16 protein-coding genes are annotated in these 16,608 nt (G+C 70.0%); 2 read left to right on the top strand and 14 right to left on the bottom strand.

The genetic code is table 11. The annotated features are described in order from the left end of the window. Nucleotides 1-35 precede the first annotated feature (35 nt). From nuoF to mqnC, 11 genes are all read right to left on the bottom strand, one after another. Entirely contained in the window at nucleotides 36-1,352 is a 1,317-nt protein-coding gene (nuoF, locus tag JQN83_RS03420; protein ID WP_208565516.1) for an NADH-quinone oxidoreductase subunit NuoF, read from the bottom strand. Then, nucleotides 1,349-2,449 carry an NADH-quinone oxidoreductase subunit NuoE gene (gene nuoE / locus JQN83_RS03415; protein ID WP_244251573.1) on the bottom strand — a complete coding sequence of 367 codons (1,101 nt, stop codon included), beginning with the start codon at nucleotides 2,447-2,449 and terminating at the stop codon, nucleotides 1,349-1,351. The genes nuoF and nuoE overlap by 4 nt, the downstream gene beginning before the upstream one ends. A gap of 109 nt (nucleotides 2,450-2,558) precedes the next feature. After that, entirely contained in the window at nucleotides 2,559-3,884 is a 1,326-nt protein-coding gene (locus JQN83_RS03410; RefSeq protein WP_208565514.1) for an NADH-quinone oxidoreductase subunit D, read from the bottom strand. Beyond that, nucleotides 3,881-4,618 (bottom strand): NADH-quinone oxidoreductase subunit C, encoded by a 738-nt coding sequence (locus JQN83_RS03405; protein ID WP_208565513.1) that lies wholly within the window; start codon nucleotides 4,616-4,618, stop codon nucleotides 3,881-3,883. The genes JQN83_RS03410 and JQN83_RS03405 overlap by 4 nt, the downstream gene beginning before the upstream one ends. A 105-nt stretch (nucleotides 4,619-4,723) precedes the next feature. Further along, nucleotides 4,724-5,401: a NuoB/complex I 20 kDa subunit family protein gene (locus JQN83_RS03400; RefSeq protein WP_067300532.1), complete on the bottom strand. Its 678-nt coding sequence runs from the start codon at nucleotides 5,399-5,401 to the stop codon at nucleotides 4,724-4,726. A gap of 14 nt (nucleotides 5,402-5,415) precedes the next feature. Further along, nucleotides 5,416-5,781, bottom strand: a complete 366-nt coding sequence (locus tag JQN83_RS03395; RefSeq protein ID WP_067300536.1) for an NADH-quinone oxidoreductase subunit A — start codon at nucleotides 5,779-5,781, stop codon at nucleotides 5,416-5,418. A gap of 135 nt (nucleotides 5,782-5,916) precedes the next feature. Beyond that, nucleotides 5,917-7,191, bottom strand: a complete 1,275-nt coding sequence (locus JQN83_RS03390; protein WP_208565512.1) for a geranylgeranyl reductase family protein — start codon at nucleotides 7,189-7,191, stop codon at nucleotides 5,917-5,919. Between the two features lie 135 nt (nucleotides 7,192-7,326). Further along, on the bottom strand, nucleotides 7,327-7,548 hold the full coding sequence (locus tag JQN83_RS03385; RefSeq protein ID WP_208565511.1) for a hypothetical protein: 222 nt from the start codon (nucleotides 7,546-7,548) through the stop codon (nucleotides 7,327-7,329). 67 nt (nucleotides 7,549-7,615) lie between these two features. Next, the gene (locus JQN83_RS03380) at nucleotides 7,616-8,326 is read right to left on the bottom strand and encodes a demethylmenaquinone methyltransferase (protein WP_208565510.1); all 711 of its coding nucleotides are present in this window, start codon (nucleotides 8,324-8,326) and stop codon (nucleotides 7,616-7,618) included. Between the two features lie 163 nt (nucleotides 8,327-8,489). Further along, the gene (locus JQN83_RS03375) at nucleotides 8,490-9,731 is read right to left on the bottom strand and encodes an LPXTG cell wall anchor domain-containing protein (protein WP_208565509.1); all 1,242 of its coding nucleotides are present in this window, start codon (nucleotides 9,729-9,731) and stop codon (nucleotides 8,490-8,492) included. 484 nt (nucleotides 9,732-10,215) lie between these two features. After that, the gene (gene mqnC / locus JQN83_RS03370) at nucleotides 10,216-11,406 is read right to left on the bottom strand and encodes a cyclic dehypoxanthinyl futalosine synthase (protein WP_208565508.1); all 1,191 of its coding nucleotides are present in this window, start codon (nucleotides 11,404-11,406) and stop codon (nucleotides 10,216-10,218) included. Between the two features lie 193 nt (nucleotides 11,407-11,599). On the opposite strand from mqnC, the gene JQN83_RS03365 reads away from it, so the two are divergent. Next, on the top strand, nucleotides 11,600-12,742 hold the full coding sequence (locus JQN83_RS03365; protein ID WP_244251572.1) for a Fic family protein: 1,143 nt from the start codon (nucleotides 11,600-11,602) through the stop codon (nucleotides 12,740-12,742). A 142-nt stretch (nucleotides 12,743-12,884) separates the two neighbouring features. Here the strand turns inward: JQN83_RS03365 and JQN83_RS03360 are convergent, their stop codons facing one another. From JQN83_RS03360 to JQN83_RS03350, 3 genes are all read right to left on the bottom strand, one after another. Continuing rightward, nucleotides 12,885-14,645 carry an ATP-binding protein gene (locus JQN83_RS03360; RefSeq protein ID WP_208565507.1) on the bottom strand — a complete coding sequence of 587 codons (1,761 nt, stop codon included), beginning with the start codon at nucleotides 14,643-14,645 and terminating at the stop codon, nucleotides 12,885-12,887. A gap of 182 nt (nucleotides 14,646-14,827) precedes the next feature. Beyond that, nucleotides 14,828-15,028 (bottom strand): DUF397 domain-containing protein, encoded by a 201-nt coding sequence (locus tag JQN83_RS03355; RefSeq protein ID WP_372443959.1) that lies wholly within the window; start codon nucleotides 15,026-15,028, stop codon nucleotides 14,828-14,830. Next, the gene (locus JQN83_RS03350) at nucleotides 14,991-15,887 is read right to left on the bottom strand and encodes a helix-turn-helix domain-containing protein (RefSeq protein ID WP_208565506.1); all 897 of its coding nucleotides are present in this window, start codon (nucleotides 15,885-15,887) and stop codon (nucleotides 14,991-14,993) included. Before JQN83_RS03350 ends, JQN83_RS03355 begins: the two co-directional genes overlap by 38 nt. Before the next feature lie 108 nt (nucleotides 15,888-15,995). On the opposite strand from JQN83_RS03350, the gene JQN83_RS03345 reads away from it, so the two are divergent. After that, nucleotides 15,996-16,373, top strand: coding sequence for a hypothetical protein (locus JQN83_RS03345; protein WP_208565505.1), 378 nt, complete (start codon nucleotides 15,996-15,998; stop codon nucleotides 16,371-16,373). Nucleotides 16,374-16,608 lie beyond the last annotated feature (235 nt).

Genomic DNA, 16,608 nt, shown 5'->3' with positions numbered 1-16,608 from the left:
TCGCCTTCCCTTCGCGACCGCAGGACTCGCGTTCATCAGTGCGCCCCCACCAGCTGCTTGTCCGACAGCTTCGGCGCGGTACGCCCCTCGATGTAGTCGAGGTAGTCCTGCTTGAAGTACTGCAACGACGAGGTCACCGAGCTGGTCGCGCCGTCGCCCAGACCGCAGAACGAGCGGCCGAGGATGTTGTCGCAGGTGTCGAGCAGGGTGTCCAGGTCCTCGTGGGTGCCCTGGCCGGCCAGGATGCGCCGGTAGACCCGGACCATCCAGTAGTTGCCCTCCCGGCACGGGGTGCACTTGCCGCACGACTCGTGGTGGTAGAACTCCAGCCACCGGTAGGTCGCGTAGACCGGGCAGTCCTGGTCGGAGAAGATCTGGGTGGCCGTGGTGCCCAGGATCGAGCCGGCCGCCGCCACCCCCTCGAAGTCCAGCGGCACGTCGAGGTGCTCGGCGGTGAGCAGCGGGGTCGACGACCCCCCCGGCGTCCAGAACCTCAGCTGGTGACCGGGCTGCATCCCGCCGGCCAGCTCGATCAGCTCGCGCAGGGTGACGCCCAGGCCGCACTCGAACTGGCCCGGGTTGGCGATCCGACCGGACAGCGAGTAGATCATCGGCCCGGAGGACTTCTCCGTGCCCATGGACTTCCACCAGTCAGCACCGCCCAGCACGATGTACGGGACGCTGGCGATGGTGCCGACGTTGTTGACCACCGTCGGGCTGGCGTACAGGCCGTGGGTCGCGGGGAACGGCGGGCGGAGCCGGGGCTGGCCCCGGAACCCCTCCAGCGAGTCCAGCAGCGCCGTCTCCTCGCCGCAGATGTACGCCCCGGCACCGGAGTGCACCACCAGCTCCAGGTCGAACCCGGTGCCCAGGATGTTGCGCCCGAGGTAGCCCTTGGCCTGCGCCTCGGCCACCGCGTTGCGCAGCCGGCGGGCGGCGTGCACCGCCTCGCCCCGGATGTAGATGTAGGCCCGGTTGGCCCGGATCGCATACGAGGCGATGATGACCCCCTCGACCAGCGAGTGCGGGTCGTGGGTCATCAGCGGCAGGTCCTTGCAGGTGCCCGGCTCGCCCTCGTCGGCGTTGACCACCAGGTAGTGCGGCTTGCCGTCGCCCTGCGGGATGAAGCCCCACTTCAGGCCGGTGGGGAAGCCCGCGCCGCCCCGCCCGCGCAGCCCGGAGTCCTTGATCAGCTGGATCAGGTCGTCCGGGTGGGCCTTGAGGGCCTTGCGCAGCGCGGCGTAGCCGTCGAGATTCTCGTAGCTGCCGATCCGCCAGGCGTCCGGGGAGATCCACCGCCGGGTCAGCACCGGGGTCAGCTTGGCCAGGGTCTCCGGCCGGGGAGTGGTCACTTCTGGGCCCCCGTCTCGCTCGCGACGGCGGAGCCCGCGCCGGCAGCGCCCGTTTCCGCCTCGGCTTCCTTGAGGTTGCGCTCCTGCGCACCGGCCTCGTCGCCGGCGGGTTTGCCGTCACCGGCGGGGGTGTTCGCGGCCACCCCGGCCGCCTGCGCCGCCTGCGCGTCGCGGGACGCCGGTGGCGGGCCGTCCGTCGGGACCTTGGTGCCGGGGGCGTCCGGCACGGCGGTCGCCGCGTCGGGCTGCCGGGTCTCGGCGGTACGCACCTGCGGCGACTTGTCGTCCGGCGCCTTGACGTCCGGCGCGGTGCTGCCGGTGATCTGCTCCGGCTTCGCCGCCGGTGCGGCCGGCGCGGGAGCCTTGGCGGCCTCGGCCTTCGCCTTCGCCTCGGCGGCGGCCCGGTCGGCCTCGGCCTTGCTGCGGATCGGAGTCTTCGGGTCGTAGCCCGGTGCCGAGATGCCGTGCTGCTCGGCCAGCCGCAGGCCACGCAGGGTGGCCGCACCCGGCCCACCGTCGGCGACCGCACCGTCGCGCTCGTCGGCGAACCCGGCGAGCTGCACGGCCATCTCCTTCAGCGTGCACAGCCGGGCACCCCGGGTCGGCATCGGCCGGCCCCCGGCACGCAGCTCGTCCACCACGCCGACCGCGCCCTGCGGGTCGACGCCGTCGAAGAAGTCGTAGTTGACCGTCATCACCGGGCCGTAGTCGCACGCCGCCAGGCACTCGGCGTGCTCCAGGGTGATCTTCCCGTCGGCGGTCGTCTCGTCGTGCCCGACGCCCAGGTGCTCGACCAGGGTGTCGTAGACCTCCTGGCCGCCGAGCACGTTGCACATCGTGTTGGTGCAGACGCTCACCAGGTAGTCACCGGTGGGCCGGCGCTTGTACATGGTGTAGAAGGTGGCCACCGCGCCGACCTGGGCCTTGTTCAGGCCCAGCACCTCGGCGCAGAACGTCACCCCGGCCGGGGAGACGTAACCCTCCTCGGACTGCACGAGGTGCAGCAGCGGCAGCAGCGCCGAGCGGGACCGGTCGGCCGGGTACCGGGCGATGATCTCCCGCGCCCGGGCCCGGGTCTCTTCAGTAAACGTCGTCATCAGAGTCGCCTTCCGTTCGCGACTGGGCATGCCTCGGCCCTCGACTGCGGGGCTCGCTGCGCTCTCTCCTCGCGCGGGCGACTGGGGCTCGCAAGCTCACTCCTCGCGCTCACCTGTCACATCCACCCATCACGGGGTCCAGCGAGGCGCCACCGGCGATCACGTCGGCGATCAGGCCGCCCTCGGCCATCGCCGGGAGGGCCTGGAGGTTGACGAAGCTCGGCTCCCGGTAGTGCACCCGGTACGGCCGGGTGCCACCGTCGGAGACCGCGTGCACGCCCAGCTCGCCCCGGGGGGACTCGATGCCGACGTACACCTGGCCCGGCGGGACCCGGAAGCCCTCGGTGACCAGCTTGAAGTGGTGGATCAGCGACTCCATCGACTGACCCATGATCTTGGCGACGTGCTCCAGCGAGTTGCCCATGCCGTCCACGCCGATGGCGAGCTGCGCCGGCCAGGCGATCTTGCGGTCGGCCACCATCACCGGGCCCGGCCGCAACCGGTCCAGCGCCTGCTCGACCAGCTTGAGCGACTCCCGGATCTCGGCGAGCCGGACCAGGTAGCGGCCCCAGACGTCGCCGTCCGGGTGGGTCGGCACGTCGAACTCGTAGCTGTCGTAACCGCAGTACGGCATGGTCTTGCGCAGGTCCCAGCCGAGGCCGGCGGAGCGCAGCACCGGGCCGGTCACGCCGAGCGCGAGGCAGGCGGTCGCGTCGAGCACCGCGACACCCTGGGTGCGCTCGGTCCAGATCGGCTGGCCGGAGAGCAGGTCCTCGTACTCCTTGAGCTTCTTCGGCATCATCGTGAGGAACTCGCGGATCTTGACGATCGCGGCGTCCGGCACGTCCTGCGCCACCCCGCCCGGCCGGACGTACGCGTGGTTCATCCGCAGGCCGGTGATGGTCTCGAAGATGTCGAGGATGTACTCCCGCTCGCGGAAGCCGTACAACATGATCGAGATCGCGCCCAGCTCCATGCCGGTGGTGGCCAGCCACACCAGGTGCGAGGAGATCCGGTTCAGCTCCATCATCAGCACGCGGATCGTGGTGGCCCGCTCGGTGATGTCGTCGGTGATGCCGAGCAGCTTCTCCACCGCGAGGCTGTACGCCGTCTCGTTGAAGATCGGGGCGAGGTAGTCCATCCGGGTCACGAAGGTCGAACCCTGCACCCAGTTGCGGTACTCGAGGTTCTTCTCGATGCCGGTGTGCAGGTAGCCGACGACCGAGCGGGCCTCGCGGACCGTCTCACCCTCCAGCTCCAGGATCAGCCGGAGCACACCGTGCGTCGACGGGTGCTGCGGACCCATGTTCACGACGATCCGCTCGTCGTTGATCGGATCGGTGCCGGAGACGACCTGGTCCCAGTCCCCACCGGTGACGGTGAAGACCCGCCCCTCGGTGGTCTCCCGTTCGGTCGCGTAGTTGGACGTGGTCACTGGTATGACCTCCTACGGTCCGGCGGCGGGATCTCCGCGCCCTTGTACTCGACGGGGACCCCGCCGAGCGGGTAGTCCTTGCGCTGCGGGTGGCCCTCCCAGTCGTCCGGCATCAGGATCCGGGTCAGGTTGGGGTGGCCGTCGAAGATGATCCCGAACATGTCGTACGCCTCGCGCTCCTGCCAGTCGGCCGTCGGGTAGACGGCGGTGACACTGGGCAGGTGCGGGCTCTCGGCGGACACCGCCGCCTCCAGCCGGACCCGACGCCGGTAGGTCATCGAGGTCAGCAGGTAGACGACGTGCAGCCGGCGCTCGTCGGCACCGAGGTAGTCCACACCGGACACCGAGGAGCACAGCTCGAAGCGCAGCGCCAGATCGTCCCGCATCACCTGGCAGACCTCGGCGATCCGCTCCGGACGCACGTGCAGGGTCAGCTCGCCCCGGTCGACGACGACCTTCTCGATCGCGTCGGCGAAGTGCGGGTACGCCTCCTCCAGCGCGTCGCGGACCTCGTCGAAGTAGCCCCCGTACGGCCGGGGGGCCTCCTCGATCGGGGTGCGCACCCGGACCAGGCCGCCGTAGCCGGAGACGTCGCCGGTGCCCTGCATGCCGAACATGCCGCGCCCGGCGGGGCTGGACGGCGGCAGCTCGGCGGGAGCGCCGCTGGTCGCACCGGCCGGGGTGACCGGCACCGGCACCCCGCCGTCGTTCTTCCTGTCGTTCGGCGCGGTCACCGTGCCTGCCCTCCGTTCACCACTGCGGGGCTCCGCTTCGCTGCACTCCTCGCGCTCACCCTGCCTGCCCTCCGTTCACCACTGCGGGGCTGCGCTGCGCCGCGTTCACTTGGGACCAGCCTGGGTCTGGAGGTGGTTCTGGGCGTTCATCCAGTTCTCGATCCGCAACTGCTCCTCGCGCCCCTCGCGGACCGCCTTCGTCCACTCGGCACGGCGGGCCTTGTCGTTGCGGTACGACGACGGCATCGAGCCGTACGGCACCACGGGCACGTCGCCGCGCTCCAGGCGGGCCGCCTGCATCTTGCGGCCGTTCGGGCCGAGCGGCTCGTACATGATCTTCTCGCGGAGCTTGAGGATCGCGTCGATGAGCATCTCGGGGCGGGGCGGGCAGCCCGGCAGGTACATGTCGACCGGGACGACGTGGTCGACACCCTGCACGATCGCGTAGTTGTTGAACATGCCGCCGCTGCTGGCGCAGACGCCCATGGAGAGCACCCAGCGGGGCTCGGCCATCTGGTCGTAGATCTGGCGCAGGACCGGGGCCATCTTCTGGCTCACCCGGCCGGCCACGATCATCAGGTCGGCCTGGCGTGGCGAGGCCCGGAAGACCTCCATGCCCCAGCGGCCCATGTCGTAGTGCGGGCCGCCGGCCGCCATCATCTCGATGGCGCAGCAGGCCAGGCCGAAGGTGGCGCCCCAGACGGACGACTTCCGCGACCAGTTGACCAGCTTCTCCACGGAGGTGAGCAGGACGCCGGCGGGGAGTTTCTCCTCGATGCCCATCTGACGTTCCTCCCTCAGTCCCAGTCCAGGCCGCCGCGCCGCCACACATAGGCGTACGCGACGAAGACCGCGACGATGAACAGGACCATCTCCACGAAGCCGAAGATCGGCAGGGCGTCGAAGGAGACCGCCCAGGGGTAGAGGAAGATGATCTCGATGTCGAAGACGATGAAGAGCATCGCCGTCAGGTAGAACTTGATCGGGAACCGGCCGCCGCCCACGGGCTGCGGGCTGGGCTCGATCCCACACTCGTACGCCTCGAGCTTGGCCTTGTTGTAGCGCCGGGGACCGGCGAAGCGGGCGGCGGCCACGGAGAACAGCGAGAACGCCGCGGCGAGGGCGAACAGCCCGATGATCGGTGCGTAAGGCGAGAGCGACATCTTTTCTCCTGCTCGTCCTTCCCCTGCCCCAGGTGCTTGACAAAATTCACACTATTCACGTCCACCGTGACGTCCGTCAGCGGGGGTCGATCTCTTGTCCCGCCCGGGACCGTCGTTGGCCTCGGGCGGGTCGGTCTAGACGGCCGGGGCCGCCTTCGTCATCGCGTTGATGACCCGGTCCATCGCGTCCCCGCCGCGCGGGTCGGTCAGGTTGGCCAGCAGTTTGAGGACGAAGCGCATCAGCATCGGGTGCGGCATGCCGTGTTTGGTCGCCATCCGCATCACCTCGGGCCGACCGATCAGCTTGACGAAGATCCCGCCGAGCCGGTAGTAGCCGCCGAACCGGGCCTTCAGCTCCTGCGGGTACGCGGTCAACGCCCGCTCCCGCTCCGGCCCGGCCGGCCGGGCCAGCGCCTGCACGATGACCTCGGCGGCCAACTCGCCGGACTCCATCGCGTACGCGATGCCCTCGCCGTTGAACGGGTTGACCATGCCGCCGGAGTCGCCGACCAGCAGGACCCCCCGGGTGTAGTGCGGTACCCGGTTGAAGCCCATCGGCAGCGCCGCGCCGAGGATCGGGCCGTCGGCGTTCGCCTCGTCGGTCATCCCCCAGTCCGCCGGGGTGTTGGCCAGCCAGTCGGTGAGCAGCCGCCGGTAGTTGGTCTTGCCGAACGCGGAGGAGGAGTTGAGCACGCCGAGGCCGACGTTGACCCGGCCGTCACCGAGGCCGAAGATCCAGCCGTAGCCGGGCAGCAGCGCGTCGTTGTCCTTGCTGCGCAGCTCCAGCCAGGACTCCAGGTAGTCGTCGTCGTGCTTGGCCGGCGAGCGGTAGTAACGCCGCACGGCCACCCCGATCGGCCGGTCCTCCCGCTTGGCCAGGCCGAGGGCGAGCGGGAACCGGCCGGAGACGCCGTCGGCGGCGACCACCAGCGGGGCGTGGAAGGTGGCCGGTTCCCGGTCGGGGCCGACCTCGGCGGTCACCCCGACCACCCGGTCGTCGGCGTCGAGCACCGGGCCGATGACGTTGACGCCGGTGCGCAGCTCGGCACCGGCGGAGACCGCCCGCTGGGCGAGCAGGTCGTCGAAGTCCAGCCGGGTGCGGACCAGGCCGTAGTTGGGGAAGCTGGCCAGGTCGGGCCAGTCCAGTTCGAGGCGTACCCCGCCGCCGATCACCCGCAGGCCCTTGTTGTGCAGCCAGCCGGCCTCGGGTGAGGTGTCCACGCCCATCCGGATGAGCTGCCGGGTCGCCCGGGGGGTGAGCCCGTCCCCGCACACCTTCTCGCGGGGGAACTCGGTCTTCTCCAGCAGCAGCACGCGTACGCCGTGCCGCGCCAGGTGGTACGCCGTCGCCGATCCGCCGGGACCAGCGCCCACCACGATCACGTCGGCGTCGTTCTCCACCGAAGTCATCTGCGCCTCCTCCCGCACGCTCGTGAAATGCTTCACAAGCCCGATCGGGTTGGAGTCTATGACCGTGGTTACTCCGCTGCCGGGTGAGGGGTACCTAACTTCCTGGAAACATGCGGGTCGGGGTGGGTCCGCCCGTCAGTTCCGGACGCCGTCCAGGCCGGTTTCGGCCCGGATCGCCGCCGGAAGTTGGTCACGCAGCGCTCCGCCCGCCGCCCGGTCGAGCGCGCCGAGCACCTCGGCCACCACCTGGCGAACCTCGGCGGGGTCCGCGCCGACCAGCTCCCTGAGCTGGGCGGCAAGCTCGGCGGCGGCGTCGTCGGTGGGGGCCGGTGGGCCGCCGGGTGCTACTCCCGTCATGCAGGGGAGCATACGTCGCAAAGTGCACCAAAATCGGATATCAGGGAAAGTTGCCGTTCACCCACGGTCACCCGCGGACGGCCCGGTGCAGGGCCACCACCCCGCCGGTCAGGTTGCGCCACGCCACCCGACCCCAACCGGCCGCGCCGATCCGCGCCGCCAACGCCGCCTGGTCCGGCCAGGCCCGGATCGACTCCGCCAGGTAGACGTACGCGTCGGGGTTGCTGGACACCGTCCGGGCCACCACCGGCAACGACCGCATCAGATAGGACAGATAGACGGTACGGAAGGCGGGGTGCACCGGCGTGCTGAACTCGCAGACCACCAGCCGCCCGCCCGGCCGGGTCACCCGGGCCAGTTCCCGCAGCACCGCATCGGTGTCGTTGACGTTGCGCAGGGCGAAGGAGATCGTCACCGCGTCGAAGGAGGCGTCGGCGAAGGGCAGCCGCAACGCGTCCCCGGCCAGCAGCGGCACCTCCGGCCGGACCCGCCGCCCGGCCTGCAGCATCCCCTGCGACAGATCCGCACCCACCGCGTACGCCCCGGAACGGGCCAGCTCCTGGGTCGACACCCCGGTGCCGGCGCCCACGTCCAGCACCCGCTCGCCGGGGAGCAGCCCGAGCGCCGCCCGGGTGGCCCGCCGCCACGAGCGGTCCTGCCCGAAGGACAGCACCGTGTTCGTCAGGTCGTAACGGGCGGCCACCCCGTCGAACATCGCGGCGACCTCGTGCGGGGACTTGTCCAGGCCGGCGCGCTGGCCCTGCGGGGTACGGCTCACCCCTCCACTCTGCCAGCCCCCGCCCACCCACCCGGCGCTGGGTCGCCACCCGCCCCGCCCGTCACCCCGGGCCGGGGCGACCGGGACGCAGGGCGGGCGGGGTGGATGACCACCCCGCCCGCTCCACGTCCTACCGCTCAGTCGTGCGCCGACCTGCCGCCGTTCAGCTCTGCGGCTTCTCGTCGCCCGGGGTCACCAGCACGAGCCGACGCCGACGGGCGAGCATCAGCAGCGCCCCGCCCGCGAGCAGCACGGCGGCACCGATCCCCCCGATCAGGGTGGCCTGTGCGCCGGTCACCGGCAGACCGCCGTCGCCGCCACCCGTGCCACCACCGGTGGTCGGGCTGGCGCTGGCGCTCGGACTCGGCTGACCGGTCGGGCTGGTGCTCGGGCTCGGCGACGGGCTCGGACCGGTGGTCAGGTCGACGAAGACGTCGAACAGCGAGGTGTTGTCACCGTCGTCGGTCTCGGTGAAGATCTTGCGCTGCGCCTTGCTGGCGACCTGCGGCTGCTCCTCCGGCGTGCCCTCGGCCTCGGTCAGCCCGGCGGCGAACAGGACGCCCGGGGTGAGCACCTTCTCGGTGACGCCCGAGCCGACCTTCACCCGTACGTCGGCGGTGTAGAACTCGCCCGGCCGCAGCACCGCGCCGGTGTCCTCGCAGTACGCCACCACGCCACCCAGGTCCTGCATGACGCAGCTCTCCGGCAGATCGACGAAGGTGGCGCCGTCCGGCAGGGCGATCCCGTAGAAGACGCCGGTGGCCCGGCGGCTGCCGCCGTTGTAGAGCGCCCAGTCCAGCGGGGCGGTCCCGCCGGGCTTGACGCCGGTCAGCCCGCTCTCGCCGGCCTCGTCGCCGTCGACCACCACGTCGGCGTAGACGTCCTGCACCCAGGTGGTCAGGTCGTAGCCGGGCTTGACCACCATGATCTCGTGGTCGACCGAGTCCGAGGTGGTGTTGGACCCGCTCACGGTCACCTTCAGCACGCCCCCCTTGCCGCGCGTGTCGGTGCCGAACAGCGGGATGCCGAACTCTTCGGTGGTGCCGGCGGCGATGTCGTCGGTGGTGCCGCCCAGGTCGGACAGCGAGCAGGTGAAGGCGGTGCCGCTGACGGCGCAGCCGTCCGGCACGAGCACCCCGACCTTGTTCGCCTTCAGGCCCGCCGTCTCGACGGTGACCTTCACGTCCTTGGCGTCGACCGAACCCCGGAAGTTCTGGACGGAGAACTTGAACGGCTTGGCCTTGGCCTCCTTGACACCGAGCGCCAGCTGGGAGCTGAGCGGAACGAGGTCGAGCTCCGCCTGGTCGGCGGCGGTGGCCGGGGCGGCGACGGTGGCCAGGCCACCCACGGCGAGCAGGGCCACGGCGCCGACACGGGCCAGGGCCGAGCGGTGGAACAGAGTCATCGATCCCCCGGGGGGCTAGGGACTGCTGGGAAAGGTGTGGCTGATGTGGCGAACCGAGCGGACGTTATCCGAGATCGACGCCGGTGCGCCAGCCGTGACGTGCGATTTTGTCCCAGACGGGGCCGAACGGAGGATGAGCGGGGGCGGGACGGTCACCCGTCCCGCCCCCGTTTTATATGAACGGCCCTCCCGGGCCGATGGAGGACGTACGACGCTCGTACGGGCTTCCCGACGGGGAAACCAAGGTACGTCGGGCGCACGTTAGCGGGCGCTGTCGGGCCGCGCCAACCCCCGCGCCGGAGCGCCGCGTGGCAGACATCCGCCCAACGCGCCGCGTCCCGCCGGAATTGCTGCGTCTTGTGGTGGCTGATCCCCTGCCACCTCGCCCGAACGGCGACCACGAATATCCCCCGGGCCGACCACCCGAACCCGATCAGCCAGTCACCCGGAAAGCCTGATCAGTGACCCTACGTAACGGTCGGGGTCAGCGGGCCTCGACGAGCGGCAGGGAACGGCCGGCCCCGCCACCGGGCATGGCGATCGAGGAGAAGTGCGAGACCACCCGGTCGTCGGTCGGGTCGTCGGCGGGGGTGTGGTGCACCGCCAGCCGCCGGTAGAGGGTGTCCCGCTGGGCCGGGATCCGGTCGGCCGAGCGGATCATGCCGATCAGCTCGTGCAGGTTGGACCGGTGCCGCGCGCCCGCCGAGGAGATGACGTTCTCCTCCAGCATGATCGAGCCGAGGTCGTCGACCCCCATGTGCAGGGCGAGCTGGCCGACGTCCTTGCCGGTGGTCAGCCAGGACGCCTGCAGGTGCGGCACGGTCTCGAAGAACAACCGGGCCACCGCCACCAGGCGCAGGTATTCCAGGGTGGTGGCCTGGGTGCGACCCTTGAGGTGGTTGTTCTCCGGCTGGTACGTCCACGGGATGAACGCCCGGAACCCCCGGGTGCGGTCCTGCACGTCGCGGATCATCCGCAGGTGCTCGATCCGCTCGGCGTTGGTCTCGCCGGTGCCCATCATCATCGTCGCGGTTGACTCCAGGCCCTGCCGATGGGCCAGCTCCATGACCTCCAGCCAGCGCGCGCCGGACTCCTTCAGCGGGGCGATCGCCTTGCGCGGCCGGTCCGGCAGCATCTCGGCACCGGCACCGGCGATCGAGTCCAGCCCGGCGGCCTTGATCCGGGCGATCGCCTCGTCCAGGCTCACCTGGGAGACCTTGGCCATGTGCAGGATCTCGCTCGGCCCGATCGAGTGGATCGCGAGCTGCGGGTACGCCTTCTTGACCGAGGAGAACAGCTCCTCGTAGTACTCCACCCCGTAGTCCGGGTGGTGGCCGCCCTGGAGCATGACCTGGGTGGCGCCCAGCTCGACCGCCTCACCGCAGCGGCGCAGGATCTCCTCGGTCGGGTGGGTCCACCCCTCGGCGTGCTTGGGGGCCCGGTAGAAGGCACAGAACTTGCACGCCGTCACGCAGACGTTGGTGTAGTTGATGTTGCGGTCGATCAGGTAGGTGACGATGTTGTCCGGGTAGCGCCGCCGACGTACCGCGTCCGCCGCCTCGCCCAACGCGTGGAAGGGCGCCTCGGTGTAGAGCAGCAGCGCCTCCTCGGGCGTGATCCGCCCGCCGTCCGCGCCACGTTGCAGGATGTCGTCGATCTCCCGGTTCGCCGTCACACCACCGAGCGTACGCCGACCTCCCGTCCCACCCTCCGGTGGTGCGTCGACCGTGACGCGTCCCGCACCACGAGCATTCGTGTACTGACCGAAGGCCGATCGGGTCACCGTGGCGCACGCGCCCGCCGTGACACCCCACCCCAAATGCTTGAATAATTCTGGCACAATGCTGGAATCATTATATGATTCTCCCATGTTGTATCCGACTCCCACGCTGACAAGCGCCGACGAGCATGTCCTCGCCGAGGTGGAGGCGATGCGGGAGGCCCTTCGCTACCAGGTCGCCGAGCCACGCCGGTGGAGCGGGCACCTGCGCAGGTCCCTGATCGCCCACGCGATCCAGGGGTCCAACTCGATCGAGGGTTACCAGGTCGGGCTGGACGACGCCGTCGCCGCGGTGACCGGGGAAGACCCGATGGAAACCAACCCAGGCACCTGGGACGTCATCACCGGCTACCGCGACGCGCTCACCTATGTGCAACAACTGGGCAAGTCCCGGGAATTCGCCTGGCAGCACATGCTCCTCAATGCCCTGCACTTCATGATGATGCGGCATGAACTAACCAAATGGCCCGGGCGGTACCGACCCGGTGACATCTACGTCGATGAGGCCCATACCGGCCGTCGCGTCTACACCGGCCCGGATGCCGACGAGGTGCCGGGCCTGATCTCCGAGCTGATCGACTGGCTCGGCGGCGCAGAACCCGACACCCCTCTCCTCGTCCGCGCATCGATGGCCCACCTCAACCTGGTCAAGATCCATCCTTGGCGCGACGGGAACGGACGTATGTCGCGTTGCCTGCACACGCTGGTCCTTGCCCGCGACGGCGTGCTCGCCCCCGAGTTCTCCTCCATCGAGGAGTGGCTGGGCGCCGGCCGGAACACCTACGCCTACTACGACGTGCTGGCCGAGGTGGGCGGTTCGAGCTGGCAACCGGCGAACGACACCGGCCCATGGATCCGTTTCTGCCTGAGTGCGCACCACCAACAGGCACAGTTGGTCCGGCAACGCATCGACCAGGCCGCCCGACTCTGGGAACTCCTCGACCACCGGGTACGCCAGGACGGACTGCCCGAACGCGTGGTCAGCGCCCTGCAACTCGCGGCGACCGGCGGCAGAGTACGCCGGACCGTCTACCAGCACGACGAATCCCTCACGGACGACCAGGCCGTCCGTGACCTCCGGGCGCTGCTGCGATCGGGTCTCCTGGAACAACGTGGCCAGACCCGGGGCAGGTACTACGTCGCCTCGCCGACACTGCGTGAGCACGCCGCCCCGGCCCTACGCCCCACGGAGATCATCGACCCGTACGACCGACTCCGGCAGGGCCGGTGATTCCACGTACCCCTGACTGGTTGCTCAGGATTCCGAGAGAGCCGGCAGAGCCGCGACGAACGCGGCCCACGACCGGCGGTCGAAGGCCAACACCGGACCGGGCGCTTTCGGCACCACCTCGACACCGGTCGGTCGTCCCGTTTCAGAGCAGGGGATTCTCGTCCACCTCAACCGACCGGCTCCGTCCCGGCCGGCGACGGCTGGCGGCCGGTAGCTCCGGACCGGGACCGTAGGTGACCGAGGGGCCCCGGCGTGATTCGGAGACGCGGACCAGCAGCCCTCGATCGACCAGGTCGCTGAGCAGTCGTGACGTCGCCTGAGCGTCGAGGTCGAGAGCGATCCGCACCATCTGTGCGTTGATCTGGCCAGCAGCCCGCAACAGCTCGACGACCTTGCGCTCGGCGTCGTCGCCCTGTCCTCGGCGATAGCGGACCGCCGGGCCGAGAGCGCTCAGCACCGGGCTACGCAGCCGATAGTTCGGGGCCCGCCGTCGGGCGGTCTCCCGCGTGGGCTCCAGCATCGCCACCGGCTCGGTGCTCAGTCGCAGCAGCACCTCCTGCGACTCGACCACATCCTTCTGCAGGAGTGGGGCCGCGTCGACGGCGGACACCACGCGATGGGTCAACAGGTGGTAGAGGATCAGCAGGGTGTCGGCGTCGTCCTGCTCAGCCTCGGGCAGCGCCGCGACATAGCGGGTGACATGCCGGTTGGGTGCGCCACCGAGCAGGGTGACGGTCACCTGATCGGGTTCCTCGACGTACCGTGGCGGTTGGTGGCCCACCCGGACCATCTCCCGGTACATCCGATCCACTCCGACACCCGCCTCCTCGGCGAGCCCCAAGACCCGGACAGCCCTGGCCAGCGCCGGGTTCCGTGGCCGGGAGGTGGTGGTCAGGATGTTCTCCACAGTCACTCCGAAGACCAATGGCCCGGGTGAGGCCACGAGCAGTCGGGTGGGGGCATGCTCGATTCGCACCGGTCCGTCAAGACGGTAGTCACGGTGGACGAGCGCATTCACCACCGCTTCCCGGACCGCCGCCTCCGGCAGATCGGCCAACTGCACCTGCTGGCCACCGGGCAGGTTGACCGGTGTCTTGTCCACCCGGGCGTCGATGATCTCCAGCACCCGTACCAGGGTGCGCAGCAGCGGCCCGGCGATCCGCTGCACGACGGTCGGCTCACCCGCCGGGGTCTTACGGAACTGGTAGACCGCGAGATCCCGGGCATCCTCCTGGGGGCCGGGATCCACCAGGAGGAGCGCACCAGCGCGGTTGAGACGGCCCTCGGGACCGAGCAGGCCCAGGATCCGTAGCAGGTCGCCGTCGGTTTCGGAGGCGTAGCGCCGCCGCGCCGGGTCGGGACTCTGCCGGAGCAGACTCCGCGCGATGTCGAGCGCCACCGGCGACGCATCCGACCTGTCCAGTTCCGCATCGCCAGCGGACCAGTCGACGCTGTGTCGATCGGCCAGTGCGGAAGCGATCTGCGCTGCGGTCATCGGCACGCAGGAGGTGCCGACCCGATGGGTCGTACGCTGATCCACCTGGTGGATGTCGGGGCTGCGGGGAACGGAGACCACGAGAAGCCGACGCCCCGCGTGCTCGATCTCGTGGCTGGAGACGATGAGCGACGGCTCGGTGAGTTCGTAGATCCGCTGAACGACCCGGAGCGGATCGAGGTCGGTGCCTTCGAACGCCTCCGCACCGGCGATCCGGTCGTGCACCCCGACCACCAGCACGCCGCCGATGTCGTTGGCGAAACAGGCCGCTGCCGCCGCCAGCATCCGAAGCGCATCCTCCCGGGACCGGCCCTGCCGCTTGAAGTCCAGCGTCCTCGACTCAAGCGAGTCGGCGGTCTCCCCCGCGAGGATGCGAGCGAGCGCCCCTGCTGGCTCCTTGCCGGTCATCGGAGTTTCCCATCAGTTTTAGCGGACCCTTCCGAGTAAGGGTAAGACAAAACTACGGGAAAACCCGGCAACGGCGGGGACGGACCTCATGATCTCTGCGTCATGAGCTGCGGGCAGCTCACCATCGCGCACCGCGCCTACGTCCCACCGCCAGGATCCGCAGCACGGCCGGTAGCCGGAGTTCAGGCCCCGGAACGCGCCGGCAGGTCGGCGACGAACGCGGCCCAGGACCGGCGGTCAAAGGCCAGCACCGGCCCGGACCGGTCCTTGGAATCCCGCACCCCCACCACATGGGCTGCTGCGGCAACCTCGACACAGTTGGTGTCGGAGCCGCTGCGGGTCGACTTACGCCAGGAAGCCTCCGACAACTCTGCGATCATCATCTGCGGCTCGCTCCCGCTCGTGCTCCGCTGCGACCTGGCCTATCAACTTCATCGATTCGGCCGGGTTCAACGCCGACCTCGCCAGCGTATCCGCCTCCCGACGGAACACGTCCACCTGATCCGGCTTCTCCAGAAAGATGCTGGAGATCCTGTGTTCCAGGTGCACCACCGGCGGGAGTCGATCGAAGTCGAACAGGACGAACGCTCCGTCCAACCCGGAGTGCCCGGCGCACTCCAGCGGCAACACCTGGAGCGTCACGTTGGGCCGATCCATCATCTCGATCAAATGGTGGAGCTGTCGGGCCATCAGACGACGACCGCCGAGCGGCCGACGCAGCACCATCTCGTCGATGACCAGACTCAGTTCCGGTGGCTCGTCCCGGGCCAGGATCGCCTGCCGGCCCAGTCGGGCCGCGACCCGAGCCTGGGCGTCCGCCGGGGCCACCCCGCACGCCTTCATCAGAGCGCTGGTGTAGTCCGGCAACTGGAGCAGGCCCGGCACCAGCAACGGCTCCCAGCCCACTATCCGGGTCGCCTCGGCCTCGAACCGGATGAAGGTACGCGACCACGGGGTCAGGCCGGCCGAGTGCGTCTCCCACCAGCCCGGCTCCCGGCCGCGTCTGGCCATGTCGAGCAACCGTTTGCGCTCCTCGCCGACGACACCGTAGATGGCCAGCAGCGCGGCGATCTCTTCCAGCCGGATGCCCTGCTGGCCGGTCTCGATCCGGGAGAGCTTCGACGGCTGCCAGCCGAGTTGGGTCGCCACCCCCGAGCCGGTCAGGCGTCTGGCCCGTCGCACCTGCCGCAACTCGCCACCCAACCCACGGCCCACCACGGTCGGCGCGCTCTGCTTCGCCACCAGGACTCCCCACCGATCGCTATTGACATCTCACCCTGAGCAACCTCACCATAATCGCAAATTGCTATTCGAGCCAAGGCTTGCGTCAAAAGATGAAGGAGTGTCGAAGTGACCGCCTCGAACATCGTCCGTCCCTCACCCACCTGGCTGCAGCCGTACGATCCGGCTGACTCGCCCGGTCCGATCCCGTCCGTGGTCGAGCGGTTCCGGCGGCGCAGGCGGGACGAGCCGGAGCCGCCGAGCGAGGCCGAGCGGGAGGCCGCCCGCTACACGGTGGTGCTGGTGTCACCCGACGCGGCGCAGGCGCTCGGCGACGATCGGGGCGAGGTCGGGCTGCAACTGTTCCGCGACGAGGACTGGGACGGCAATCCGCCGCACCTGGACGAGGCGGTCAGGCTGATCGGGGAGGCCTGTGGGGAGCCGGTCGCCCTCACCGAGCACCACTCCGACCTCACCTACTGGACCGCCCACCTCCGCACCGGTTGACAGGTCGCCGGGATCGCAAATCAAGCACAAACCCATCGATCCCGGGTGAGTCGCTGACGTCATCAGCTCGACAGGGCCCGCAACAGACATAGGACCCCCGCCCGATCGTGTCCGGCGGGGTGGGCAGCGGCACCGCCGCCGGCCCGCAACAGACAAAGGACCCTCGCCCGAGAGCGAGGACAGGGTCGCCGGCCCCCGGAAGCTCGAAAACCACTGCCGGCAGCGCCGCCGACCC

Origin of the sequence: Micromonospora antibiotica (genome assembly GCF_017599305.1) — a bacterium.
GTDB lineage: Bacteria > Actinomycetota > Actinomycetes > Mycobacteriales > Micromonosporaceae > Micromonospora > Micromonospora antibiotica.
This window is presented reverse-complemented; position numbering and strand designations above follow the sequence as displayed.